Source organism: Acaryochloris sp. CCMEE 5410 (genome assembly GCF_000238775.2).
In the GTDB taxonomy this organism is placed as follows: Bacteria; Cyanobacteriota; Cyanobacteriia; order Thermosynechococcales; family Thermosynechococcaceae; genus Acaryochloris.
In genome coordinates this window covers 96,345-120,287 of sequence record NZ_AFEJ02000004.1, presented here as the reverse complement: position 1 = coordinate 120,287, position 23,943 = coordinate 96,345, and the positions used below count along the sequence as shown (strand labels likewise).

General features: G+C 46.1%; 22 protein-coding genes and 4 pseudogenes. 12 read left to right on the top strand and 14 right to left on the bottom strand.

What is annotated here, in order from left to right; translation table 11 throughout:
- Positions 1-210: 210 nt before the first annotated feature.
- From ON05_RS32820 to ON05_RS32810, 4 genes and pseudogenes are all read right to left on the bottom strand, one after another.
- Positions 211-1,065 (bottom strand): Rpn family recombination-promoting nuclease/putative transposase, encoded by an 855-nt coding sequence (locus ON05_RS32820; protein ID WP_010480034.1) that lies wholly within the window; start codon positions 1,063-1,065, stop codon positions 211-213.
- A gap of 273 nt (positions 1,066-1,338) precedes the next feature.
- Positions 1,339-1,437 (bottom strand): SPW repeat protein, encoded by a 99-nt coding sequence (locus ON05_RS38860; protein WP_396150701.1) that lies wholly within the window; start codon positions 1,435-1,437, stop codon positions 1,339-1,341.
- Positions 1,406-1,915: pseudogene (locus tag ON05_RS32815) on the bottom strand (OsmC family protein); the annotation flags it as partial. The gene ON05_RS38860 and the pseudogene ON05_RS32815, both read right to left, overlap by 32 nt.
- A gap of 68 nt (positions 1,916-1,983) precedes the next feature.
- Positions 1,984-2,910: a hypothetical protein gene (locus ON05_RS32810; protein WP_010480032.1), complete on the bottom strand. Its 927-nt coding sequence runs from the start codon at positions 2,908-2,910 to the stop codon at positions 1,984-1,986.
- Positions 2,911-3,160: 250 nt separating this feature from the next.
- Between ON05_RS32810 and ON05_RS32805 the strand changes: the two genes are divergently transcribed.
- Together ON05_RS32805 and ON05_RS32800 are read left to right on the top strand one after the other, a co-directional pair.
- Positions 3,161-6,253, top strand: coding sequence for a BTAD domain-containing putative transcriptional regulator (locus ON05_RS32805; protein ID WP_010480031.1), 3,093 nt, complete (start codon positions 3,161-3,163; stop codon positions 6,251-6,253).
- 13 nt (positions 6,254-6,266) lie between these two features.
- Positions 6,267-6,527, top strand: a complete 261-nt coding sequence (locus tag ON05_RS32800; RefSeq protein WP_010480030.1) for a nickel-binding protein — start codon at positions 6,267-6,269, stop codon at positions 6,525-6,527.
- 113 nt (positions 6,528-6,640) lie between these two features.
- Here the strand turns inward: ON05_RS32800 and ON05_RS32795 are convergent.
- Positions 6,641-6,763 (bottom strand): annotated as a pseudogene (locus ON05_RS32795) (IS630 family transposase); the annotation flags it as partial.
- Positions 6,764-6,957: 194 nt separating this feature from the next.
- Here ON05_RS32795 and ON05_RS32790 point away from each other — a divergent pair.
- Positions 6,958-7,374, top strand: coding sequence for a bleomycin resistance family protein (locus ON05_RS32790; protein ID WP_010480028.1), 417 nt, complete (start codon positions 6,958-6,960; stop codon positions 7,372-7,374).
- 8 nt (positions 7,375-7,382) lie between these two features.
- Here the strand turns inward: ON05_RS32790 and ON05_RS32785 are convergent, their stop codons facing one another.
- Both ON05_RS32785 and ON05_RS32780 read right to left on the bottom strand, forming a co-directional pair.
- Positions 7,383-7,976, bottom strand: a complete 594-nt coding sequence (locus ON05_RS32785) for a uridine kinase (protein WP_010480027.1) — start codon at positions 7,974-7,976, stop codon at positions 7,383-7,385.
- A 254-nt stretch (positions 7,977-8,230) separates the two neighbouring features.
- The gene (locus ON05_RS32780; RefSeq protein ID WP_010480026.1) at positions 8,231-8,815 is read right to left on the bottom strand and encodes a GIY-YIG nuclease family protein; all 585 of its coding nucleotides are present in this window, start codon (positions 8,813-8,815) and stop codon (positions 8,231-8,233) included.
- A 146-nt stretch (positions 8,816-8,961) separates the two neighbouring features.
- On the opposite strand from ON05_RS32780, the gene ON05_RS32775 reads away from it, so the two are divergent.
- On the top strand, positions 8,962-9,123 hold the full coding sequence (locus tag ON05_RS32775) for a type II toxin-antitoxin system RelE/ParE family toxin (protein ID WP_085945251.1): 162 nt from the start codon (positions 8,962-8,964) through the stop codon (positions 9,121-9,123).
- Here ON05_RS32775 and ON05_RS32770 read toward each other — a convergent pair.
- Positions 9,112-10,353, bottom strand: a complete 1,242-nt coding sequence (locus ON05_RS32770) for an ISAs1 family transposase (protein WP_010480023.1) — start codon at positions 10,351-10,353, stop codon at positions 9,112-9,114. The genes ON05_RS32775 and ON05_RS32770 overlap by 12 nt on opposite strands.
- A 225-nt stretch (positions 10,354-10,578) precedes the next feature.
- On the opposite strand from ON05_RS32770, the gene ON05_RS32765 reads away from it, so the two are divergent.
- Entirely contained in the window at positions 10,579-10,887 is a 309-nt protein-coding gene (locus ON05_RS32765) for a hypothetical protein (RefSeq protein ID WP_010480020.1), read from the top strand.
- Here the strand turns inward: ON05_RS32765 and ON05_RS32760 are convergent.
- Positions 10,884-11,980, bottom strand: a pseudogene (locus ON05_RS32760) (IS630 family transposase). The gene ON05_RS32765 and the pseudogene ON05_RS32760 sit on opposite strands and share 4 nt — an antisense overlap.
- A 75-nt stretch (positions 11,981-12,055) precedes the next feature.
- Between ON05_RS32760 and ON05_RS32755 the strand changes: the two are divergent.
- Together ON05_RS32755 and ON05_RS32750 are read left to right on the top strand one after the other, a co-directional pair.
- A complete protein-coding gene (locus ON05_RS32755; RefSeq protein ID WP_010476163.1) occupies positions 12,056-12,592 on the top strand; it encodes a hypothetical protein in 537 nt (178 codons plus the stop codon).
- A 682-nt stretch (positions 12,593-13,274) separates the two neighbouring features.
- Positions 13,275-13,562, top strand: coding sequence for a hypothetical protein (locus ON05_RS32750; protein WP_029315356.1), 288 nt, complete (start codon positions 13,275-13,277; stop codon positions 13,560-13,562).
- 341 nt (positions 13,563-13,903) lie between these two features.
- On the opposite strand, the gene ON05_RS32745 is transcribed toward ON05_RS32750, so the two are convergent.
- Positions 13,904-14,587 carry a DUF6745 domain-containing protein gene (locus ON05_RS32745; protein ID WP_010476161.1) on the bottom strand — a complete coding sequence of 228 codons (684 nt, stop codon included), beginning with the start codon at positions 14,585-14,587 and terminating at the stop codon, positions 13,904-13,906.
- Positions 14,588-15,121: 534 nt separating this feature from the next.
- On the opposite strand from ON05_RS32745, the gene ON05_RS32740 reads away from it, so the two are divergent.
- Positions 15,122-15,397 (top strand): hypothetical protein, encoded by a 276-nt coding sequence (locus ON05_RS32740; protein WP_010476160.1) that lies wholly within the window; start codon positions 15,122-15,124, stop codon positions 15,395-15,397.
- A gap of 317 nt (positions 15,398-15,714) precedes the next feature.
- On the opposite strand, the gene ON05_RS32735 is transcribed toward ON05_RS32740, so the two are convergent.
- Positions 15,715-17,319, bottom strand: a complete 1,605-nt coding sequence (locus tag ON05_RS32735; protein ID WP_010476159.1) for a DUF6399 domain-containing protein — start codon at positions 17,317-17,319, stop codon at positions 15,715-15,717.
- A 281-nt stretch (positions 17,320-17,600) separates the two neighbouring features.
- Between ON05_RS32735 and istA the strand changes: the two are divergent.
- The 3 genes and pseudogenes from istA to ON05_RS32720 form a co-directional block, all read left to right on the top strand.
- A pseudogene (gene istA, locus ON05_RS32730) lies at positions 17,601-18,653 on the top strand (IS21-like element ISAcma26 family transposase); the annotation flags it as partial.
- 382 nt (positions 18,654-19,035) lie between these two features.
- Complete coding sequence (gene istB / locus ON05_RS32725; RefSeq protein ID WP_085945208.1) at positions 19,036-19,854, top strand: IS21-like element ISAcma26 family helper ATPase IstB; 819 nt, start codon at positions 19,036-19,038, stop codon at positions 19,852-19,854.
- A 410-nt stretch (positions 19,855-20,264) separates the two neighbouring features.
- Complete coding sequence (locus ON05_RS32720; RefSeq protein WP_010476156.1) at positions 20,265-20,858, top strand: hypothetical protein; 594 nt, start codon at positions 20,265-20,267, stop codon at positions 20,856-20,858.
- A 231-nt stretch (positions 20,859-21,089) separates the two neighbouring features.
- Here ON05_RS32720 and ON05_RS32715 read toward each other — a convergent pair whose 3' ends face one another.
- Both ON05_RS32715 and ON05_RS32710 read right to left on the bottom strand, forming a co-directional pair.
- A complete protein-coding gene (locus ON05_RS32715) occupies positions 21,090-22,136 on the bottom strand; it encodes an IS5 family transposase (RefSeq protein WP_010476155.1) in 1,047 nt (348 codons plus the stop codon).
- 87 nt (positions 22,137-22,223) lie between these two features.
- A complete protein-coding gene (locus ON05_RS32710; protein WP_010476153.1) occupies positions 22,224-22,604 on the bottom strand; it encodes an AbrB family transcriptional regulator in 381 nt (126 codons plus the stop codon).
- A 160-nt stretch (positions 22,605-22,764) separates the two neighbouring features.
- Between ON05_RS32710 and ON05_RS32705 the strand changes: the two genes are divergently transcribed.
- A complete protein-coding gene (locus tag ON05_RS32705) occupies positions 22,765-23,010 on the top strand; it encodes a hypothetical protein (RefSeq protein WP_010476151.1) in 246 nt (81 codons plus the stop codon).
- Between the two features lie 643 nt (positions 23,011-23,653).
- Here the strand turns inward: ON05_RS32705 and ON05_RS32700 are convergent.
- Entirely contained in the window at positions 23,654-23,896 is a 243-nt protein-coding gene (locus ON05_RS32700; RefSeq protein ID WP_139025915.1) for a hypothetical protein, read from the bottom strand.
- Between the last annotated feature and the right edge of the window lie 47 nt (positions 23,897-23,943).

Here is a 23,943-nt window from a genome sequence, read left to right as displayed (position 1 = left end):
TATTTTATGTTGAAAGCGTGACTACACATTGTACTAACGCGTTGAACAGTCAGCACAGCGCTTGAACACAATTGTTTTACAAAAATCTGGAATAAACCCCCTGGATCATTTGAAGTGATCATAGAATTCATACTCAGTGGTCAAAAATATGTTGCGTTTGGCTCAAATTACCGATGTGCCACCTGTGTATCTGAGTGAGCGGAATACCTGTTAATCGGTGTGGTTTTCCTGCAGCCAGTCCACCAGATCAGAGGATTCTGTAAAGTCGAGCAAGGCTTCACCGAGGGCTTCAATCTGATCGAGGGAGAGAGATTGTATCTGCGATCGCAACTCTGGGGAAACGTCACCAATGCGCCGAGTGAGTTGGCGAAGAATGAGAGATTGTTCACCTTCAAGCTTGCCTTTGAGGATGCCCGTCTGTTCACCTTCTTGTAGGAATTCTTCTTTCCACTCTTGATAGATAACTGACTGCTGCATAATCTCTTTCCGCAGAACCTGATTGATGAAATCCTTCTCCAATGTTAACCCAGCCAGAATCCCAGTTGAGGCTGCGACATTACTTTGTACTCGCAGTTCTGGAACAGCATCGATTCGCTCAGCCACCTGGCGCAAGGTTTGGGCTTGATCAGGAGTATTGGTTAAAACCGCCAATGGCAGTAAACCCGTTGATTCAAGGAAAAGTTGTGTGGGTTGTTCCCAAAGACGAATGACATCAAATTCATGACGCATCCCAGGAATCTCAAAGGCTGTCTGGTAAACATAATCTGAGTTTGAGGGTGTCAAATAGACCACCACTTGCTTCATCTGTTTGTGGGGAAAGCGACGATAGACTCGCAGACGATAATCCGCCATCCTGTAAGGCATATTCGGATCCGGCTCAGTCTGAAACTCCACATGCAAAGTATATTCCTCAGAAGTTAGCAATATCAATGCATCGGCACGGATCGGCTCTAATGATAGTTCTGAGGGGCTGAGTTCAGTCAGAAGAATAGATTCACCGAGAAGCCAAGAGGCATAATCACTGGAAAAGCTCTCTGCAAGGAACTTACAGGTAGAATCAAACATGCAGGGAGTATATCAGCATGTAGGGGCAGGCTCAAAGATTTTGGCAAGCATCCCTCAAAGAAATAGTCATCCAATGGGGGTTGAGTGGTTATTTTTCGTGACGAGACTTGCTAGTGAGCGATTATAAACTTATAAAGTCTCCTGTTGTCACAGCATCAAGTTGTCTCTCTTAGCATGGGTCAAACAGTTGAGAATAATAGGTTTGGACAAGAATGCGGGAGGTGGCTCAAGGCTGGCCATCAATACTTGCATTCTTGTCCAGTACGCTTGAGGCTAAGTTCTAGCGCTATGCTTCGATCTGAAGTTGAGGCACCAAGGTGACAGGATGAGCCATATTCCAAAGATTGGGGGATGCGGTAATAGTTGCTTCATAAATCTGTTGGAATTGTTCAGCAGAGGCATCTCCCTTAACGATTAACGTCCAGTCTAGAGATTGATAACCAGGACTGATACTGGCATCTAAACCAAAGAAACCCCGCAAATCTAAATGGCCTCTACTGACAATCTCAACTTTCTCTAGCTGAATGCCTTCCACGGTGCAAAGTTCAGTGAACGTGGCTAAGAGGCAGGAATTGATGGCTGAGAGTAGAACTTCTTGGGGATTGGGACCAAGATTGGTCCCCCCCACCTCTTCTGGTTCATCAATCACTAGAGTGAAGTCGCGGTCATAGGTTTCGTTGCCCCATTCGTAGGACTTGACGCGCGAGATGGAGCGGGGACCATCCACCCAAGCAGTTGAGACTTGGAAGGTGATATTGGCTTGCTTAGGATCAGAGGCGACCGCATCTGCAATTCCTTTCAATTCATTGGGGTCGTAGCCATTTAAGGTTTGTAGCTGTTGAGTATTCATCAATAAACTCCTTATTAATTGAATGAACGGGGAATTGAGTCAGGGGTTAAGGCGTTTGAACCGAACCTTCAGGAGAACATCTGCGTCAGCTCGGCAATCCGGCCATACCGGGTCGGACTGATCTGTTGCACAGTCTGAACAAAACGGGGATGGGTCATGCCGGAAAGGAGAAAAGTTTGGTGATAGGAAGTTGCTTGTGCGGTTTTGATATGCTCCCGCTCAGTTGTCGTCAGCTGCCGATGGATCGCATACTCCAGGCTGGTGAGATCAAGCTGCACTTGGTTAACTAATCCAGCCTGGAGGTACTGAATGATGGTGAGATAGTCATCAATGCCTGTGGCAATCGCAGTTGTATCCAAAGCTTGAGCCATCGACTGCACCATGAGGGCATCTAATCGAGCATGTTGGGCTTCTTCCTGCCAGTGGTATTTCAGCAGCTTGAAGAATAGAGGGTCAATTGTTCCTTGACGATCTTGGACACATTCCAAGAAGTGGTGTTGAGTCATCCATTCGATGTGGAGTGTCACTAAAGCAACACCAAGGGGACTGTGCCGAAGTACAAAGTCAGCAACTGCCTTCGCAGGACCGATACAGTCGCAGGGACTACCAAAGCCGCTTGCAAAAGCCTCCGCAAACTGCCGGAACAGATGGATATGCTTACTCTCCTGCTCTGCAAAGCCAAGATAGGCTTGTGTGGCCTCGATGTCCTGGCAGCCAATAGTTTTGACGTAATCCATCACCAGCGGCAGGATGAACTCTTCCACCAGGCCAAATAGGTGAAGATAGCTGTTCCCACGAATCTGGTTCAACTTGAGTTGTTCCGCAGGACTAAGGCAAGTGAGCATCTGGGTCCGTGTTAACGACTCCGGTAGAAAGGGCTGTGTGAAGTCTAGAGACTGTCCTGCCCCCAACACATCTTCTACCTGCCAGCTAACTTTGGCTGCATCTTTCAGAATGGATAAATAAGGGTCAGGACTATGGAGCAAGGTATTCATAAGACGTCCCTTCAAGATGGGTGAATTGAAAAAAGATTAGGGGTGGTTTCGACCTTGTTTTCAAATTAATGGGAGGGGCGTCGCCTAAACGTCCTGCAATCGTCCACTTGCCGTTTCCGGCTCAATTGGAAGGTTAAAGTATGTGCATTGTTTGCCCAAGTAAAAAGGGACTCAACTATGCTGCCAGTAGGGATTTAAACCCACCAATGTTGTGGTGATAGATGTCTTTCTGCTCTGATGTTGTAGAAGTATGGAATCGGGTCAGCTATCTTCTGGACAGCTTTGTATCCATCTATTGGGTCATCTGCGGATTACCTATGAGGGGGTGTCTGTTGCCAATTTGCAGACAGATCGGTATCAATCCTTAGTTGCTTACCTCGTCCTTAAAGCGAAAACACCTCAACCCCGTTCATTGGTAGCAGATTTGTTTTGGCCGAACCTTACAGAAACAGATGCCAAAACCAATTTACGACGGGAGCTATATCGATTGCGTCAGGTGCTGCCCGCAGCCGATCAGTTTTTGAAAGTGACGGCACGGACGATTCAATGGCAGCCTCAGTTACCCTGCTGGCTAGATGTAGCTGAATTTGAAATAGCACTGGCCCAAGTTACCCAGTACGAAGCAAATCCCCAAAATCAGATCGAACCCCTTAAACATGCTCTAGAACTCTATCAAGGCGAGCTGCTACCGACTTGCTATGACGATTGGATTGGGCCTGAACGGGATCGTCTATATCAACTCATGGTTCAGGGGCTAACCGAGCTGATCCAATGTCTTGTAACGTTGGGGGAGGTTCGCGACGCTATCTCATATTGTCAACAACTCCTCCAGTTTGAACCGTTGAGTGAGTCAGGTTATTTGACCTTAATGCAGTTGTATCTGCAACAAGGCGATCGCACCAGTGCTTTGCAAAGCTATCACCAATGCATGACCCAACTCCGAGAAGAATTGGGCATTGATCCGAATACTGAGATGCAGACGTTATACCAAAAACTGATTGCAGAACAAGATCTCACAATTACCCCACCAACTCATACCACCAGTACACTAATCGCGGGTCAGGTTGCCCGACAGCCAAGGAAGCTATCCCCTCAGACGCCATTCGTGGGACGTAGTCGGGAATGGCAGGTGATGCAAACATGGCTATCAACCACTTCCTCCAACTTGTTGCTTCTGGAGGGGGAGCCTGGAATTGGTAAAACTCGTCTGCTAGAAGAGTTTGCTGGAATTGTTGAAGCACAGGGAGGCACCTTCCTATGGGGACAAGGGTTTGCTGCGGAAACATTGCGTCCCTATGGGGCTTGGATTGATGCACTTCGTTCTGTCAAATTGGCTTCAGCAGACCTACCCGAAGAAATAGGCGTTCTATTGCCTGAATGGAGCCAAACAGAGATAACTGTCCAAGATCGTGGTCGCTTGTTTGATGCTGTCATTACATTGATAGCTCGAATGGCTGAGCAACAACCGCCCCTCATGATTATTTTTGATGACATTCACTGGCTAGATGAAGCCTCAATCGCTCTTCTCCACTATGGTCTAAGAATCCTTAGAGGTACCTCTGTTCAATTTGCCTGTAGTGCTCGTAGGCAGAACTTGTTGGGGCATTCAGCGATCGCAACCCTACACCAAACACTTCAGCGAGAGGATAGACTACTGGACCTACCCTTATCTCCCCTAACCGCGACCGATATTCTGGAATTAATCACCTACAATACTTCTGATTCCACCCCAGCTGCTCGGGCAAGCCAGGTCTATGCTGATAGTGGGGGGAATCCCTTGCTGGCGATAGCGGTTGCTCAAACCCCATTTCAGGATGTTGGAGATTCCAGAAATCTATCTAGCTTGGTTCAGGAGCGTCTGCAAGGTCTGCCCAAAACTGCCCAGAAACTGCTGCCGTGGGCAGCAGCATTAGGCCATAGCTTCGATCCAATGCTTCTGTTAGAGATTGCCGATAGCTCCCTCAATCAACTGCTCACGGACTTAGAAAATCTGGAAACGGCCAATATTTTGCACCCCAGTCACCAGGCAGAGCGTTACGAGTTTGTCCATGATTTGATGCGACAAGCAATCTATCAAGGTTTATCAGCCCCCCGGCAACGACTCATGCACCGCCAAATTGCCGAGTATCTGGAGAAGTTCTACGAAAACCATACAGCCAAAATGGTGGAGGTAGTGCATCATGCTGTTCTTGCGAATCATGATGCTCTTGTTACCAAAGCCGCGCTCATGGCTGCTCAACATAGCTTAACCCTCTTTGCTTTTGGAGAGGCAGCAGAATTGGCCCAACAAGGATTAGCTCATTGTGCCCAGCTAGAGTTACAGTCTCGTGTTGCCCAGCAACTCCCTCTCCTCAAAGTTAGAGTGCTCGCAGGGGTTAGCCCCGATGACTTCAGTGATGTTGAACATCAGATCAAAGTTGGGATTCGAGAAGCCCAAGCACTCGATCTACATGCTGTAGAAGTTATCGGACAAGAAGCCTTGCTAATCCTCCAATATGATCACGACCAGTTGGAAGAAGTCCACCAGCAATCCCTGGCCGCAGCGGAGCGAGCCAAAGAGGTTCACCCCAGTGCTAGTGCCCAGCTTCTAGCCTATAGTGGGGGATGCTTGGCGATTTTGACCCGCGATATGGATCGAGCTGAAGCGATGCTGGTGGAAGCTCAAACCTTAGCTCATCGGACGGGTATTCAGCTCTCAGATGTGTACTTAGGATTAGGCACGGTTTATCGCTATCGCGGGCAAATTCAACAGGCAGAAACGTCCCTCTACACCGCCCTAGAAATTAGCCAAACGAAGCAAGAACATTCTCAATCCTGTCAGGTGTTAGTGGAACTGGCGATGCTGGCGGTGGAGCAAGACCAGTGGGATCTGGCGATGGACCATTGTCACAGCTTGCTACCCCTTGCCGATAAGTTGGTGGGGGGAAGTGAGTCTGCTTTTGGTCAAGCGTTGCTAGCTCTATCCCACTACGCTCTGACAGATGGGGATTTTGAGAATCAGGTTACAGTAGCGATTCAAGCCTTGATTAATCTCGATTCCCAGCGTAAATTAGCCTTTGTTCTCAGTCATTTAGCGAGAGTTGCGCTTCAGCATAATCAACCACAGTCAGCCATCGTTCAGGCTACAAAAGCTCTAGCTGCTGCTGAGGTTGTGGGCAATCCCAATGATGTTGCCTTGGCTAAGTATGCATTACTTCAATCGCAAGTAAGGGCGGGTGAGTTGATAGATTATCCGCAAGCCCAAATACAAATTCAGACCACCTTAGATGAACAATCCTTAAGCGCTTGGGTTGTCCAGAAATTAACGCAATTGCAAGAGAGTCTAATATTAACAACAATGTGAAGGAGCATATCCAATGGCCCGTATTCTAGTGGAAGCAACCTATGATCCACCCTTATCAGAAACCGTGATACAGGCTGCCCTTGAAGATCCCAACCCCGATTGTTATACCAGTCGCCGCGTCAAGTGGCTGCGTTCATTTGTGTCCCGCGATCGCAAACGCACTATCTGTGAGTTAGAAGCTCCCGATGCCGACTCCGTTCGCGAAGCCTATCGACTTGCAGGCCATCCCTTCGACAAGGTTTGGGCTGCAGAAATTTTAGAACCACACCTTTAACGACTGCAATTTAATCAAACCTCTTGCCATCTGTGAATTTTCCCAAATTCTATACCTTACTTGAGAAGACGAGAATTTGACTGGTTATCGTTTACTCCCTTCCCGGCATAAGATTAAGGAACAAGTGAGAAAATATAATTAAGCGTTTTTTGGACTTGTTCTGCCGATAGAAACTGGTTTGAATTGGTGAACTGATTGAGCTGTTGTCTGATCTGCGCAAGTGTCGTTCCCATCGGGGGTTCTTCCACAATACCCCAAAATCTCATCCAAGTTCAGAGGATTCTGCAAATGGTCATCGGCTGGGGACGGGAAACCCGCTGATATGGGTTCTGCTACTAGGGGCAGACATAGAGAACCTGCCCAATCGATAGGGTGAACTGATCGAACAAACACTATAATAATATGTATGTACTACTAATATTTAGCACGTATGACAGATATCCCTAAAGAAAATATGGCTCAGAACCAATTTTTGGGCCTTTCCCCCATACTCAATGTCAGTAGTATCCCTACGAGTATTGATTACTATGTCAATGTTCTTGGTTTTAAAAAAGATTGGGACTGGGGCGATCCACCGACTTTTGCATCTGTTTCCAGAGATGACGTTTGCATCTTTTTATGTCAGGGGGCACAAGGGCAGCCTGGAACATGGATATCAATATTCGTGGCTGATGTTGATGCGTTGTTCACTGAGTTCAAAGCGAAAGGAGCCAAGATTCGGCAAGCACCTACTAATTTCTCTTGGGGAATGCGAGAAATGAATATTGAAGATCCTGATGGGCATCGATTGAGGGTGGGAGCTGCAACGAATGAGCCCAGTGATGGAGTGCCCTTATGTGAAAATTGATATGGGAGTTAAACCGACCCTGAATCTGAGAATCTCGCTAATATCTTCTCTACAGTTTCCTCCACATCTCCCTCACCTGACACCACGAGATCTGCCACTGCTACACCAGGCGCAACCAGCTCTTTATGAGTAGGAATGACATTAACCTGCCATTCCTGGATCACACTGGACTCTGATCTCAGCTTCTCCTTGCCATCTCTGACAATCCTCCGATTCATCCGCAGTTTATCTGAAGTCTCGACGTAAATTTTGAAGTCCAAGCACTCCAGAATTTCAGGTAGAGTCAGAACGAAAATCCCCTCGACGATGATAAATAGATGGGGATGCACCTGGATAGTCTCTGCTTTCCGGGAATTAGCGATCATGTCGTAAATAGGCAGTTCAACTGATCGACCAGACCGCAGCCGTTCCAGATGAGCGATCATCAGATCAGTCTCCAGTGCTTCTGGTAAGTCATAGTTGCCACAGGGCATGTATCGATAATAGTGATCATGGCTGATGAGTAAAGCTTGACCGGACAGACGAACCACTAAAGCTTGGGCCAAGGTGGTTTTGCCTGCGCCACTACCGCCAGCGATGCCAATGATTTTAGGGATGGACATTCAATTCAATTTCTCTTGGAATTTTCAAAGGAATCCATCTGCGATCGCAAAAACAACTAGGTACTTTGTTTCCCCATCCATATTCATGAATATCTCACAGCATCATAGTTTCCATCGAGAATCTAACAATCATCCACCAACTTGGTGATCCATGTATTTTTCCACCTAGAGCAAGATCGAGGGAGTGGCCCACTCCAAGGGAAGAAAGCAGGTTTCAACCTTGCACAAAGTTTAAGGCCAGTTTGAATCGAAGCTCAGTCAGGCTTTAAATCTCTGAATGGTGCCCCCCAATGCTTCCGTGATTCTCTGTTGAAAGGGGGTTTCCATTTTTGGATGAGGGCTTGCTCTAGCTGTTGTCGGAGATGATAGTCTGCAGGTGCTTCTCTCCAGAAACTAATAGTGACTCGCACGGGTAATTTGTGGATTCGGTGAGCTGCAACGTAATTATGCAGGTAGTCTTTACAATCATGAACGCCTTTCCATCGCTGGTTGGATTTTGAGGTTTCACCCACGTATAACAGCAATGGCAATTCTTGATCAATGACAAAGTATAAGGCTGCAATGCCTTCATCGTCGAAGGTATCTCGCCAAAATTCGGTGTTTTGTTGCTTGAGGCTAAAGGGATCGATACTGGCAGGATCTGTTGAGGTTGGGGCTAAGTCAAATAGTGTCCCTTGCTGGGTTGCAGCAGATTCATTGACTTGGGTTTGATATCTGAAGATCCGAGCTTTCCATTCTTTGAGGGCAGCATCACTCATTTGTAGAATGGGTGAACTGGAACCAGAGAACCGGATATCTCGGAGTTCTAGATCTGTGAAAAGTGAGGATTGCTCATCCATAACAGGATTGATTAGATATCGTGCATTAGCTTAACGCAAGTGACAGACTCCGTTCTTTTGTGCTTGAAGCATTTTCAAAGTTTGATAGGAAGCGTGTCTTTGTTAGCCCAGTTGTAGCCTATTGCGCGACATGCGACAATAAAGCTATGATCAAGTCTATTCGGCACAAAGGTCTTGAAAAGTTTTTCGTGACTGGCAAGACTGTGGGCATTCAGCCCAAACATGCCAAACGACTGCGAGTACAGCTTGCTATTTTGGATACAGCTCAGGCTATCTCCAGGGTAAGCGCAAGAAAATCAAGCCTCTGAAAGGCTAGACTGTAAAGGCATAGAAGCGCCTAGAACTTTGAGCATATACGCTTCATCCATGCTCGCCCGTTTTAGTTTTTGACGGGTACTTTTCTTAAAGGACGTTTCTTGATTCAGGAGGTTGATGCTCCAGCGTCTCAGGATAGCCATGTTTTCCGGCGCATGTCCTGTGCGAATGCGGCTGGCATCTTCGCCAAAGGTCACATCTAAGACCCAGTGGAGTTGGTTCTCAATCGACCAATGCTGGCGGATGGCTTTGCCCAACTGCTGAGCAATGGGCGGTAGAGAGCTGATATAAAACATCACCTCATAGGTGGTTTTATTCCACAAGTGGCGTGTCCGAGCGACCTTGACGATGCTTTGCAAGCCCTTCCACTGCGCCTGCTTGTACAGAGGACCCATTTGTTGAAGGGACACCGCCCAAACTTGTCGTTTCTCGCGACGATGGTGTCCGGCTTCCACCCGCACATCATAGCTGTACTCAATGTCCTTAAACTCATTCGCTTCAGCTGTTTCAAACCATTGCTCAACCTGCTCAAACAGCGTGGGATGATTCTCTTTGAGGGCCAGCACATAGTCTGCGCCTTTGGCCTGAATGCGACAGGCAATCTCGTGCTGAGTTCCCATCGCATCAATGGTAATAATGCATCCAGCAATGTCTAACAGCTCTAAGAGGGCTGGGATCGCCGTAATTTCATTACTCTTGTCCTCGACTTTGACTTGTCCCAGAAATAACCGAAACTCACTGGCCCAAGCACTGACCAGATGCAAGGCGGATTGGTCTTGATTGCGGTCATAGGAGCCCCTGAGTTGTTTGCCATCAATCGGGATCACTTGAGCGCCGAGGGTTGTGACTACCTGATCCAACCAGTGATTGAAACTCTGCTCAAAGGCGGTGGGGCAAATGCGTTCAAACACTCGTCGATAGGTGTCTGCTGTCGGTATCCCGGACGGTAGGCTCAGAAAACTCGACAACCAATCCTGATGGCTCAGACCATAGGTTTCAATGTCTTCCCATCCCTGTGCGCCACCTAAACTTGCCAATAGTCCAATCACGACGATGCTGACAAACGGATGCTGGACACCTTGGCCTCCCCGTGGATCAGTCAACTCCTCAAAACACTCAGATAGTTGTTGATAAGCCTGATCGCAATCCGTAGCAGGCAGGAGTGACGAGGATGAATCATTGGAAGCTGGTGAGGAAGGGGTTTTGCTGAATCCTGTAGCCATGGGGAAACCCTTTTAACAGAATGGAGTTCCATAGCATATTACAGCTTCATTTTTCTTGCGCTTACCCTGAAGGATAGGCAGATTGAGCGATGCAGGCAAACATAGCTAATGCCTTGACATTAAACTGCCATTAATTCTGTAAATCAGCATCACCATTGCAAGTAAAATCGCTATTTATGGAAGGTCTACTATCTTCCTGTATTTATACATGGAAATAATTTTGGCATGAGAAATTGTCCATTCTCTGTAGCTGCAACTTGTCTTCCCATCTTCTTGATTTCGGGTTGCAGTCAAAATAATGGTCCTTCTCAAGCTCAGGTACAAGAAAGTCTGCAAGCTCAGTTGCCGAGCTATTCTGAAATTGAGTCTTTTCAGATTGAGAAGAGTGAGAATCTAGGGACTGAAACAGAGCCTAAATTCCAAAAAAGATTCAAGGCGAATCTTAGGATAAGCGAAGATCTATATGCTGATGCAAGTCCTGACAAATTTACAGATTATTTACAATCAGAAAAAATTAAATTCATTATACTCTAGACGGCTAAGATATTAACTTTCTTAAAGGACTGAAACTTGAGTGATAGCAGGCTTGTGAGTTTCGCCTTATGCTCACCATTGCACTGGTCGAGGCACTGTTGAATGGCTCCCTTAAAGGCGGGGAAATCAGCATAATACTTTGAGTAGAGACATTCTTTGCGCACAAAGCGCCAGAGCCGCTCAATTAAATTCAAATGGGGTGAATAGGAGGGCAAATAGACTAACTCAATATCGACGATCTCAGCAAAGTCAGTCACCAGCTGGCATTTTTGATATCGGGCATTGTCTAAAATGACGCTGATGGGTATGACTGGGTCGAGTAGTGCGAGCTTGGCTAGCAACAGACACATGCTATGAGAGTTGATGTAGGTGTGGTTGGTGATACTGATGACGTCTTTGGTGACAGCGTTGAGTGCACCGAGAACATTGAATCGTTGACGGCCAGAAGGAGAAGGGATGAAGATCCGACGAAGGCACCAGAGAAACCCCAGATAAGCCCGGTGAACAAAATGAGCAGCATCCACAAAAAGACAAGACGCTCTTGGCGTTGAGCTTCCTCTAATAAGGGTTCAAGGCGAGTTTGTCGAAACTGCTCTTGTTCCTCAATTTTCTCGGGCAGACTCGACTTTCCCGGCACATACCCCACTTTTCGATAGCGACAACCGATGCGCTTGAGGAAGGCTTTGATCTGGGTTGGAGAACGCTTAATACCTGTCAATTGTTCAATGACTGCTTGGGCTTCTGCACTGGTGCGGGGCGGGTGTTGCTCAAAATAGGCTCTCACACTATCGCTATGAGCGTTGAGTGAACTGGGTTGACCTTTATATTCCAGGGTCTTCAGTCCTTCAATTCCTCCTTGTTGATACAAACGAAGGGTTTTGGCTAAGGTCGGACGGCTAATCTGACAAAGCTGGCAGATCTGGGCATGGGCAAGACCTTGACTCTTTAAGTAGAGGACTTCCATCCGTCGCTGTACCCGTGGGTGAGGGTGATGATAGCGTTCGTAATTGAGGTGTTGGATTTCCTCTGCGGTGAAATCAATTTTAATCATGCAAATAGGGGAGTCGGTTGAGGGATACTCCCAGTCTGCCAAATCTCTCCACTACAATGTTAAGCCGCAAGTCGTCCGCAGTATAAGAAGAAAACTGATGAAGGAAAGAAAATTGATATGTATGGCTTATCGGTTTCTAAGCGATATGCCGACACCTGGGATACAGAATTCAAGATTGAAGTAGACCCATTTAAGAAATTAGGTGACCCTCGTAGCAAATATAGCCCCAATGCAATAGTTAAAGGATCTGAGGAAGAGAAAAAGTATTATCAGATAGTTGAGAATAAGCTTAAGGATTTTAGAAAAAAAGCTGTTGATAAACTACTTACTCAAAAACATGACGGATATGTTCAAGGGAAGTTTACACGATACCCTTTTGTAATTACATTTACGATAGACAAAAAGAATTTTAGAAATCTAGAAGGTATAATCTCTTTCAGGAATATAGAAAAAAGGGTAAAAGGTAGCATCTCCGATACGGAAATGTCGTTTAAAACTACTGAATATATAAATGATAGAGAGAACGATCATTTAGGGCTAGGAACACAGTATACATTTGACTTAGAAAACCAGTATCCTAATTCTGATTTATTCATAGGCACCTGGGAGAAGATAGATAAATCTTATGGAATAACAGTCATACAATTAGACTGACACACTACGCAGTTTTCTCTCGAAATTTTAAAAGTAACCAACTCCAAAGGATAACTGAATCTGACCAGCAAGTCTAAAAAACAACTTTGCAATTGCCCCCTCCATCTGCTCATCGGTAACCTCAAGGTAACCCGACAATGCCGCCAGCGTCCGATGCCTCGAAATCCACTGAATATGCTTCGTCGGCACTCCAGCATTGTTTATCTGAAGCTGTTGGTGCTAAACCCTTCCAATCCCACCCGAGCAAAAGCCTGCCTCAAGATTCGGTCTGCTGATCTCACTTGCAAATGAGAGCGGCCATGCCGACCGGGGAAAAGATTGGAGCGAGTCAGATCAGGGGCATAGAAGTTAAAGACCACAAAAATGGTAATTCAGCCTACCCCTGTAGACTTTTGCGGAAAATTCCGCAAAAGTCTATCAACCATGAATTTGACATTTTTAAGTCGCCTTATGAACTAGCCCATTAGTTCTGGGGCAGCAAACGTCCACAATGCATATCTGCTGGGGCCTCAGCACAGCGGCTCAATTCTACTGCTGATCTTTGTCAATAGCTTCGCAAGTGGCGGACTTCGTTTGAGTAACTTAAACCTCATTGCCAACCGCCACTATTGACAAGGCGGAAACCTCATAGCTAGCAGGGACAGCAGTCTGTCAATGCCGTTGTGCATTGAGGCTGAAGATCATGAGTACTTTCCAAAGTAAGTCCTTGGGTTCTGCTGGAACTGGAATCCCTAAAGAGATTTGGCTGAAGCATTTCCCAGAAACGTCTGACGACAAGAAGGATTTTGCATTCGCGCCTAAAGATGTGGTGACCCTCAAGGGTTGCCCTGGTCGATGCTACAGAGTAATTGAGGGGTATTACGCTCAAGTTGACAGTGGTATGAATAAGTCGTTTGAGAATTGGTATAGATTGCAAACTGTAAACGGGACGATAGCGTACTGGAAAGAATATCAGTTGGAAGCAGTCTGAACGCATGGGGCCTAGCCCCTTTTTTTGTGCAGACCCAGAGTTTCGGCTTCTTTAAAGACTGGAATTCCAATGATTCAGTCATAGCAAGGCTTTCAGCGTCATTTTTGCCCAATTCGGACAATAATCCGAATTCAATATCTGCAAAGATTATGCCAAAGACTCGCTCATTTGTGTAATGTCAACTACTTGACCGGCCACGACAATTATCCAATGTTGTTCGCACTTCCTACCACAACTGAACTTTGTTGTTGAGAGCATCTAACGGTCCGAGTCCCTGGTGTGAGCAGAGAGAAAAAAGAAAGCTATAGAAGTCTTTGTAGAATGTCCTGCACAGTAGTGAGTTAGTCTATTGCTTCTCCGTGGTGAACCCATATAGAAAACCCATCTGCAAATTGAATAGCTGGCTCGCCTTCAGCATGTAAATACTCTCCATCATCAAACAAGTCAGAAAGAATTTTTGTAGGTCGGTCGCAGATCATGCAGATGTTTTCATAAGGTAAAACCCAACCACAATGCTTCAGTATTGCTTGAATAACATCTCCTTTATGTTGATCAAAGCTGCAATCTAAAACCGATGCACCGACATCTAATAAAATCGCTATGTCTAACCAATGGGTTGCTGGAATAAACTTTCTAAACTGTAATTTCTCGTCGACAAGACGTTTTAACTGTCCCTCCAGAACAATACGTTCAGGTAGCAAGCGTGAAGACAAATCTTGAATCAAATCCCAGCTTAGTTGGCTCTCTACCTGCCCTCGCAAAGGCTTCCTAATTTTTTTTTCTATCCTCCTTCCCAGATAAGGTTGGCTAGTATCAACAATCCTAAAAGCCATATCAGGACTGTCACAAAAAACAAATTCAGGTTTCTCTTCCCCAATCAAACTATACGCAGATTGCATAGCTTCAGTTGCTTTTCGCCGTTCAATCCTCTCGGTTGAAAGCACAAAATTCTTCCACTCATGCTGGTGAAGTGTAATCAGTTCCAGTTGTTCAGGTGTTAGCCCACCAATCTTGGGTTGCTTCATGAAGCGATATTCATCGCAGCTACACTTTCAGAAAGAATCTCTCGAATGGAGTGAGGCTAACTTTTGTTATACGACAGTCTGACGTATAACTTTTCTATTTGAAGATATTATGTGCCAAGTGTCATATAACAACATTCTCAAAGGAATTATGCGTCAAGTGCCGTCTACTCCCCTCCTTGGGGTTTTTTGCACATCCCCTCGGAAAGGTATATTCCAGGCTTTTGAAGTGTAGGTATAACCTAGTAAACTATGGCTATGAGTCTTTTATCGTAAGAGTTTTAGCCATTTTTGGAAAATTAGTGTGAGCGCTGAAAGATCATCTCAAAAAGTATAGATTTCGAGACAGTACATTGGGTATGTCTCAATTCATGTCTCATTATTAGCTTCTCAATTGGTCTAAGAAATTATGAGACATTGAAACGCCTGTTATATAAGCCCTTGAGAGTACTGTGTCGGAGTTTTTATCAAGACGATAAAAATATATTCTGAAACGAGATGAAAGGATTTGAAGTTGGAATATACCTTTCCGAGGGGATGTGCAAAAAACCCCTGATACCATCCCCAGAACTCGCAGCCATCCCGCAAAACTCCGATAATGCAGCATCCCCAAATAAAGGCAGGGAGCGGAGCAAAGGCACGGCTTTGCGAGAGCGACCTTGCCGATCTGAGGTGCGCTATCGTCTTGCTCGTTTCGGGGATGCCCACTTTCGCATCATCTCAGGCCAAACTTTGATCCAGCACCAGCCCCTTCTGGTCAGCTTCGCAGCTCTCAGTGCTACTGTTTCAATGCTGGTGAACTTTTACCAATAAGATTGGCCTTTATACGCTGCAACTTTTTAGGAGAACATCGATAACGTTTAGAGTTCTGATGCTTTACGGTGTAATGGTGATAGCGAGGGGGTAGATCAAAGGGGAGCTGTTCACGGCAGCGATCACAATACCAATACAATTGGTTTTTATGAATGTGCAGCAAAAGGTCGCCTGAGCAAAGAATGCAATCAGACATGGTGAGGACCTGAGTGGGGAAAGGTGAGTCAGAGTCTAACCTAACAAACCCTAATTTTGTCTCCTTAAAAAATAAATCTTAGGTGAGTGTAGTTTACAAGGCGAAATCTCCGGGTACCAACTTAAGCCGGGACAATTTGTATAGAGGGCTTTCTGGACAATTTGGGTTTGAATGTGCGTCTTGACCTGGGCAAGTCACCCATATTCTGAACAACCCACTCAAACAAGTCAGGAAATTGTTGATCGAATAGGCGTTGTGCAGCAGTGGTTCCATCATCGCGTTTGAGGTCAAAATTATGGATAGTCTTCAACACCTGTAAGGATTGTTCGGTAAACCCGCGATTGGCATGATGAAGTCTGGACAAATAGCCATTACGGCCCTCCACCGCCGAGGAGGTGCGCTGAAACTTAGCACAGATCCAGATGGCCCAATCCACCCACGTGTGTTGCTGTGATTGGCTCAAAGATAGGGTAAACGGATGAGCTAGCACGACAGCCTCAGCCTTTTGAGAGGCTTGGAGATAATCCTGTTTGAGTTGAGGTTGCCGGGTCTTTTGCGTTTGCTGATGCCAATAGACCCATGGCAGTAAAACCATAAGCACCCAATTTTGAGTATCTGTATCTTGAGTTTGAGCTTGGAGGGATTGGAGTGTCCACTGCCACCAAGAATGGAGTGTCCCCGAGAGGGCTGGAATCTGTTTGTGCCAGCGCTCAAGGGCATCTTGACTCTTCTGGGGAGCATGACTTTGACTCAGACGCTCCAACGTTGCCAGGGGAGCTTTGAGTGCCGCAGGCAACTCTAGTCCCAACTGAGGTTTGCAGGTCTCGATGTGAAACGGATGAATCGCTTGGGAGAGCTGGTGTAAGCTTTGCTGATAATCTTGATGCTCCGTTTCAAGTTGTTGCTGCTGAGCTTGCAAGGCTGTGATTTGGGCTTCTACTGCGGGGACTTCCGCAGTCTTTGAAGTCGTCTTCAGCTTCTGTTGTAAGGCGTGCTGCTGTTTTTGCAATTGCACCCGCTGGCGGGCAATCGCAGCGCCCATGGATTTGCTCAGGGCATACAGGAGGTGGAAGACATCAGGCAGACTCGGACACCCCAATCCTGTTAAGGCCAGCTTGACTATGGCTTTGGCTTCATCACTCACCAAAGATCGACAGTCCCATTGTTGAGGATTAAACCACTTGCTGACCTGCTGCCACCATGTGGCATAGGTGCGGTTCTCACAGACTGCTTCGCTGAAGATAAATCCACTGGCTAACTCGATAGCAACTAATATCGGTAGGTTGTAGAAGGTTTCATCTGCGCCAACACAGATCCCAATCTGTTGCGACCCCTGGCATGATTCCATTTGCACTTGTTCATAGGTGAGAATCACTTCTTTCAGGCGCACTTCAAGGGTGCGTAGGGCACTCGCAGAATAGCCAAACTGCTCTTTTAATCGCAGTCGATGGAAAAATGATGACAGGCTGTCCGAGCCAATTCCCCCCTTGATGCCAAACTCGTAAATCACTGCAAACACCAAGCGACTCAACCATTCTCTTCCTGCTTCTGTTTCCCAAAAGTAGGATTCAGGATACTGAGAGCGCCTTTTGATTGACTGCAAGTGCCGACCGACACTGCTTTTTGGAATTCCTGTAGCCGAGGCGATAGTGCGAATACTCTGCTGGGTTTTCTCATGAATACATTGAAAGACTTTTTGGCAGCGTTCCTTTATATTGAGAGTCATCGTTCCCTTGGTTTAGTTCATCAAGGTACGATACTTGACCTTGCTATTAGACGACAATCGAGCTGACGGATCAATGACGATGTCACGTCGGCTATAGCTATGAAGAAACCAGGCATCCCCTGAGAAGGATAAAACTAGATCTCAATTCCCTAGAAATGATGTGTGAGATCGCGTTTCTAGAATTCAATCTCAAGAAAAAAGACACTTTTTACATCCCTAATCAATAGAGGGCTGTACAAGTGCCTAACAAAAGAATTGATTCCTATCATACTCGTGTTTATATGAACGGAAGAGACCTCGGCTTGAAACAAGCTGATGCAGCTTACATTGCCGAAATATCTACAAGAACCGGACAACGAATTGAGGCCGGCACCCATCAACCTAATCGCGGCCGCCTTCAGGACCAACGCACCGTTCCCGACCCCTTAGCTGATGTGTGGGAAGACGAGCTAGAACCAATGCTGCGTCGAGACCCACGCCTCAAACCCATGACCCTGTATGAGTACCTGCAGGATAAGTATCCAGGCCAGTATCCCCAAGTCCTGCGGACCCTACAACGTCGGGTGAGAACGTGGAAAGCCTTGCATGGTCCAAGTCCCGAAGTGATGTTTGAATTACGTCATGAGCCAGGGGTACAAGGGTTCTCCGATTTTACAGAACTCAAAGGCATCACGATTACCATTGCCGGCAAACCCTTTGAGCACCTGATATACCATTACCGTCTGGGATATAGTGGCTGGCGATATGCCCAGATCATCGAAGGAGGCGAAAGCTTTGTCGCCCTCTCAGAAGGATTGCAAAATGCCTTTGCCGCCTGTGGAGGTGTTCCCACACAGCATCGTACCGATAGTTTGAGTGCAGCCTATCGCAACATGGGCGGCCGCCGGTCCAAAAACCTCACGCGTTTGTACGACGAACTGTGTGACCACTATCGGCTAGAACCCACTCGTAACAACAAAGGTATAGCCCATGAGAACGGCTCAATCGAGTCTCCCCATGGCCATCTGAAGAACCGAATTAAGCAGGCGATCTATCTGCGCGGCAGTGCAGATTTTACGAGTGTTGCTGAGTATCAAGCCTTAATTGATGCACAGGTCGCCAAGTTGAATCAGCAGTGCCAAACCAAGTATGAGCAAGAGAAAGACCATCTGCAACCACTGCCCAAATATCGAACCCCTGACTATGAAGTGCTTACCGCTAAAGTCAGCAAACGCAGCACCATTGATGTTCGTTGCATTCTATACACCGTCCCTTCTCGACTGATTGGTCGTCAATTGGAACTGCATCTATACCACGACCGGATTGTCGGCTATCTGGAGCGACATCCAGTCGTGGAATTGCCGAGGAAGCGTGTCAGTGGCAAAGGCAAACGTCGCGACCGTTGCATCAACTATCGCCATGTTATTGGTTCAATGCGATTGAAACCTCGTGCTTTTATCTATTGCACCTGGCAATCAGACCTACTTCCCAATCCTGAATACCGCCAAATCTGGGAACAGCTCAAAGCCCAATTTGACCTGGAGCAGGCTGCCAAGATCATCGTGGAAGCCCTGTATATTTCTGCGGTTCAAGATAAAGAACAGGCCGTAGCAGTGTACTTACAGCAGCAGCTTCGCTCATCCAGCCTTACCCTCAATCGCCTGAAAAAACAGTTTGAGCCGCCTCAGATGAAGCAGGTTCCTGACCTCAGCATTGAACAACATTCACTTGAACTTTATGACAAACTCCTCCCCTCCTGCTCAGTCCCCGCTGAGCCCCTACCAGCACCTGAGCCTCTATCTAAAAAAGCTCAGGCTCTCCCACATGTTGACCCATTGGGAATCTATCGAATCCCAAGCTATGCAGGAAAACTGGTCCTATGCGGAATTCTTACTGGCCTTGTGCGAAACGGAGGCCCAAAGAAGAGAACAAGCTCGTCTAAAACGTGCCCTCACCGAAGCCAGGCTCCCAAACGCAAAAAGTTTTACCAACTTTGACTTTAGTCATTGTCCCCAGCTCAATCCAGCTCCCTTAATGCAATTAGCCGCAGATCCGGGTTGGTTGGAGCGCGCCGAGAACTGCCTCCTTCTAGGGCCCTCAGGAGTCGGAAAAACACATTTGGCCACCGGGGTCTCCCAAAAGATGCTGGAATTCGGTAAACGAGTGAAGTTCTTTGCAGCCAACGCCTTGGTTCAACAATTGCAACAGGCTAAGCTCCAACTGCAGCTGCATCCAATGCTCAAAAAACTGGACCGCTATGATCTGTTGGTCTTGGATGACTTGGGCTATTGCAAAAAGTCAGAAGCGGAAACGTCCGTTCTGTTTGAATTAATTGCGCATCGCTATGAACGAAAAAGTTTGTTGATTACAGCGAATCAACCCTTCAGCCAATGGGATGACATTTTCACTGATTCGATGATGGCGGTGGCTGCCATTGATCGCTTAATTCATCATGGCTTGATTATCGAAATTCAAGCCGATAGTTATCGGCGCAAATCAGCGACTCAGAGAACGGCTCAAACTCAGTCTCCACCTCAAAAATCCCAGTCCAAATAATCGAGCGATCACTGGTTGTCATTTCGATCACTGGTTGTCGTTTTGTTCTGAAGGTATCGTATGAGGTCTGAAAAAGAGCTAACGCAAAGGGAGTGTACGCCAAATAATACGGTTCAAATTTGGGGGTTGATCCGCCTTGTGGTTGTCGCGACATCGCCTATGGGGTTGACATCTGATACCTTGCGCTCCGGCACAGGGTTTTTCCTTGACTTTTATAAAATCTATCTCTCAAACTGTCCCGCTTAACGCTGCATCCCAAATCTCCAGCAAGTTCTCCCAGGTCTGCCGTTTGCTGAGCTTGCTGTGGGAGAATTCATGGTTTTAATTGCTATCAAACGTATTCCCCAAAACAAAAAAAATGATGAAAATCACCATAATAAAAAGAATGAATCACTCTTTTATAAACTCCCATGAAATCTACCTCCGAACGCTATAACAGCCTTGCCAGTTCCTATATCAAACTCTCTGACGAATTTCATCAGCTCGACGTGGCCCACATGGGCCTTAAGCAAAAACTGCTACCCGCCATTAAAGCTATCAAAAACTATCAATCCTTAACCCATCAGCTTCAGCAAGACAACACCAAACTCGAACAAACCATTCAAACTCTCACAGATCAACAGCAACACCTAGAGGAAGACCAGCGCACCCTAAAAGCAAAGGAGGTAGAACAGTCGATAATAATCAATATGCTTACCGATGAGAAAACTAACCTCCAAGCTGCCCTAGAAGAGTTTCAAACCAAGTATGATGCCTTGGCCGATTTTGAATCCTTGCTACAGTCTAGACCTCAAGCTGTTCTAGCAGAGGCTGAACAGCAGATGGCACTGGTAGAAGAAACCTTACAAGAGATAGCCCTCAACAGCGATCCTGACCTGAGCGAAAACGAGCAGCAACTCATAGAGGCTTATCAGGATGAGGACGAAAGCTTATTCATCTCAATGGAAATCTTAAAGGATAGCAGCAGTCTAAAAGTTCCAAACATCTTACCCTTCGTTGCTTAGACAACTATTAAACTGGGGCTTTCATAAGAATCTGACAACTCCCCTGAAGTTGAATCTTCCAGGGGAGTTTTTATGTCTTAGGTTTAATAACTCAAGGGCACTTCGAAAAATAGAATTGAATGCTTCCAAGGACATTACAAAAGCTCAATCAAACTTGGAGCAGCCCAATGAACTTGCAGAAGTCTGCATTTAAGGGCAAACCAGCTCCCTATCTTGCCTGATTGGGGCTGTTTAGGCATACTGATTCTGCAGAGTCAGCTCCTTTTTGCGCCAAAACACGTAGCGTCTCACGTTATAGGCCAAATCCTTCAGACCGAGTTGAGCACGCACTCGTTTGATGCCAATACAACGGACTTGCTTGCCTCCTAAATTCATCACCCATGCCCCAAAAACATGTTCAACCTTAGCGCGCACCTTCGATTTACCCCGATTTGTTTGTTTCTGCTCTTCGGTTAATGGATGATGGCGATATCCTCGCTCATGAATTTGGCTGACATAGCCAATGGCTTCGAGTCCAGCTTCTAACGCTTCGCTGCGATAGGCACTGTCAGCCCAAATCTCATCGGCGTCATTCTCTCCATCCAAGAGGTCGCAAAATGGCTGAGAGTCATGGACGGATGCGTCAGTCACCTGATGCTGGCGGATAAACCCATACTCAGCATCGATGTTGATATGGTTTTTGTAGCCAAAGTGGCTTTTGCCATTCTTTTTTGTCCATCGAGCGTCGGTGTCTTTATGAGACTGTTTATGAGGCTTATCTTTCCACTCAGGAGGGATGTCGCCTTGTTTGATCTGTTTGTTCTCTTCGCGAGTATTGCGTTGAATGGGGACGGGCACCAGGGTTGCATCCATGATTTGCCCTCCTTTGGCGGTATAGCCACACCCTGCTAAATACTCGTTAAAGGTCTCAAAAAGCGTCTCGATTAAATCGGCGTCACTTAGGCTCTGGCGAAACAGCCATAGGGTCGTTGAATCAGGGACTTCATCATCGGCAGACAAACCTAGAAATCGGCGAAAGGAAAGTCTGTCATGGGTTTGATATTCTAATTCCTCATCACTCAGGTTGTACAGTTGCTGGAGGATTAACAGCTTTAACAGCAACAGTCTATCGATGGGTTTGCGACCTGCTTTGCTTTTTCGCTTTGGCTGCGGAAGTTGTTCTAGGCAGTTGTGGAAGATGTCCCAGTCTACGAGTCGATTGATCTCACTTAAGTTGTCTTTGCGTGCTTCTAGCTGCTCGCGGCGATGTTTGATTCTGCCAAAGCCTTTGGATTGCATGGCCAACTATCCTGTCAGGGCTGGGTCATATTCTCAATATTAAGGCGTTCTATTTTTCATTAAGGCGTTCTATTTTTCGAAGTGCCCTCAAGCAACTTTGCTCAAATGAATATGCTTTCGCCCTAAGGAGATTTCAAACTCATCTCCTGGTTGCAGGTTCATTTTCTTGGTGTAGGCACTCCCCAACAGTAGTTTGCCGTCAGTTTGTACGCTGATTCGATGGCTAGGATTGCGGCCTCTTAGTTTCTCGTTACTCTCGCCTTTCGCATCCAGGTCCATCCCTTCTGCTGCCAATACTGCATTTAGGAAGGCCATGACATTAATGCGCTCAATTCCATTAAGAGTAACTTTGTAGTACCCACAGGCTTTAGCTTTCTCTCCACGGGTGGCTTGTCCAAGTTGTCTAACTTTGGCAATCAGCGCATCCCCAACTAACGGTTTAGGAGTTGATTTCTTCTTTCTAGGCATTGAGTTTAATAGGGAGTTGATATGTTACGAAAAATACAGAATAACAAAGAATACAAATAGTGAAATTATACTAATTTCGCTCTGCAAAATGTAGGCTTGTTAAACGACCAATAATTCTCTGGTGAAAATAAAACTATGGTGTTGATCAGGGTTGTTCAGTATGTCTGACAAAGTAATTTTCTCTCCCACCGATTTATCCAAGGAAGTCTCTGTATTGCAAAAACAGTTGACGATTGCATTAAAGTTTCACCACAGTCAGACCCTTGAGAAATTACCAAAGGAAGTTGCGATCCAAGTGATGGAGGATGTTTGGGATTCTTGCCACCCAGAAGCAGCGACTAATAAACAAGCTTCTGATGTATATGATGAGGTGCCCCTCACAAAGGTAGGAACAATATTTCTGTAGGTAATAGTGATAGACGCTTCATAGTGACAACTTAGATTGAAAGGGAGTGCTTCTTCCCTTCTCTTCCTGAGTAAAAAATTGTCTAATCCCCACTCCACTTAGTGGTTTAGACTGTGTGACTTTAGAGATTATTTGCTTAGTGGCTATGGTTGGGCTCTATCACACGAATGAGTGAATTTATTTGCTCCATATCTTTTTTAATTCTGTACAGAATCTTATGCTTTGAAATTTTGATTGATGGATACTGAAATTGAGAGAAATCTCTAGTATCCTATCGCTATCAAATATAAATGTGAGAGTGAGGGGCATCATGCATTTAAACAGAAATTCTCTGGAAAAAGATATATTAACTGAGAAGAATAGACTGCGGAATCAGTTACTAATATGCCTCAAATTTCATCAACATGAAATTCTCAGCGAAGTCCCCATAGAAGTAGCGGTAAAAGGGATGTATGAGGCTTGGAACGCATGTCATTCAGAAACCGATAATCTTCAGCCGAGTGGAATTCCTACTGAAATTAATCCCAAGATACATAATCACAAAGCATTTTCCAGTCACTTTAACTGATAATTAGCGATTTTCAGTTTAGGTTTTCTGGGATAGCTCTCATTTTCTTTTCCTAGAACTTTTATTAGTCAACCACTAACAAGCTGTAAACACAGCCCCCAACTCCTCAAAATTACCATCCGCGTCAATTACCCAAGACTGACTCGCCAAGTCTCTGAGATCGTTTGACCAACCCTGCTCAGGTTCAATTTCCAACAAAAAGAGATCCAACTCGAACTCCTTTGCGTATACCCCTACAACATCAATAAGACATCTGGATCGCACAAAAGCCTGCCGCCCACAGCGGGTCAGCTTGTGCTGGTCCGTTACTTGAGGCACACCTCTATTATTTAGGAGAGATTCATCGTGTTTTATAAGGTTGGTCA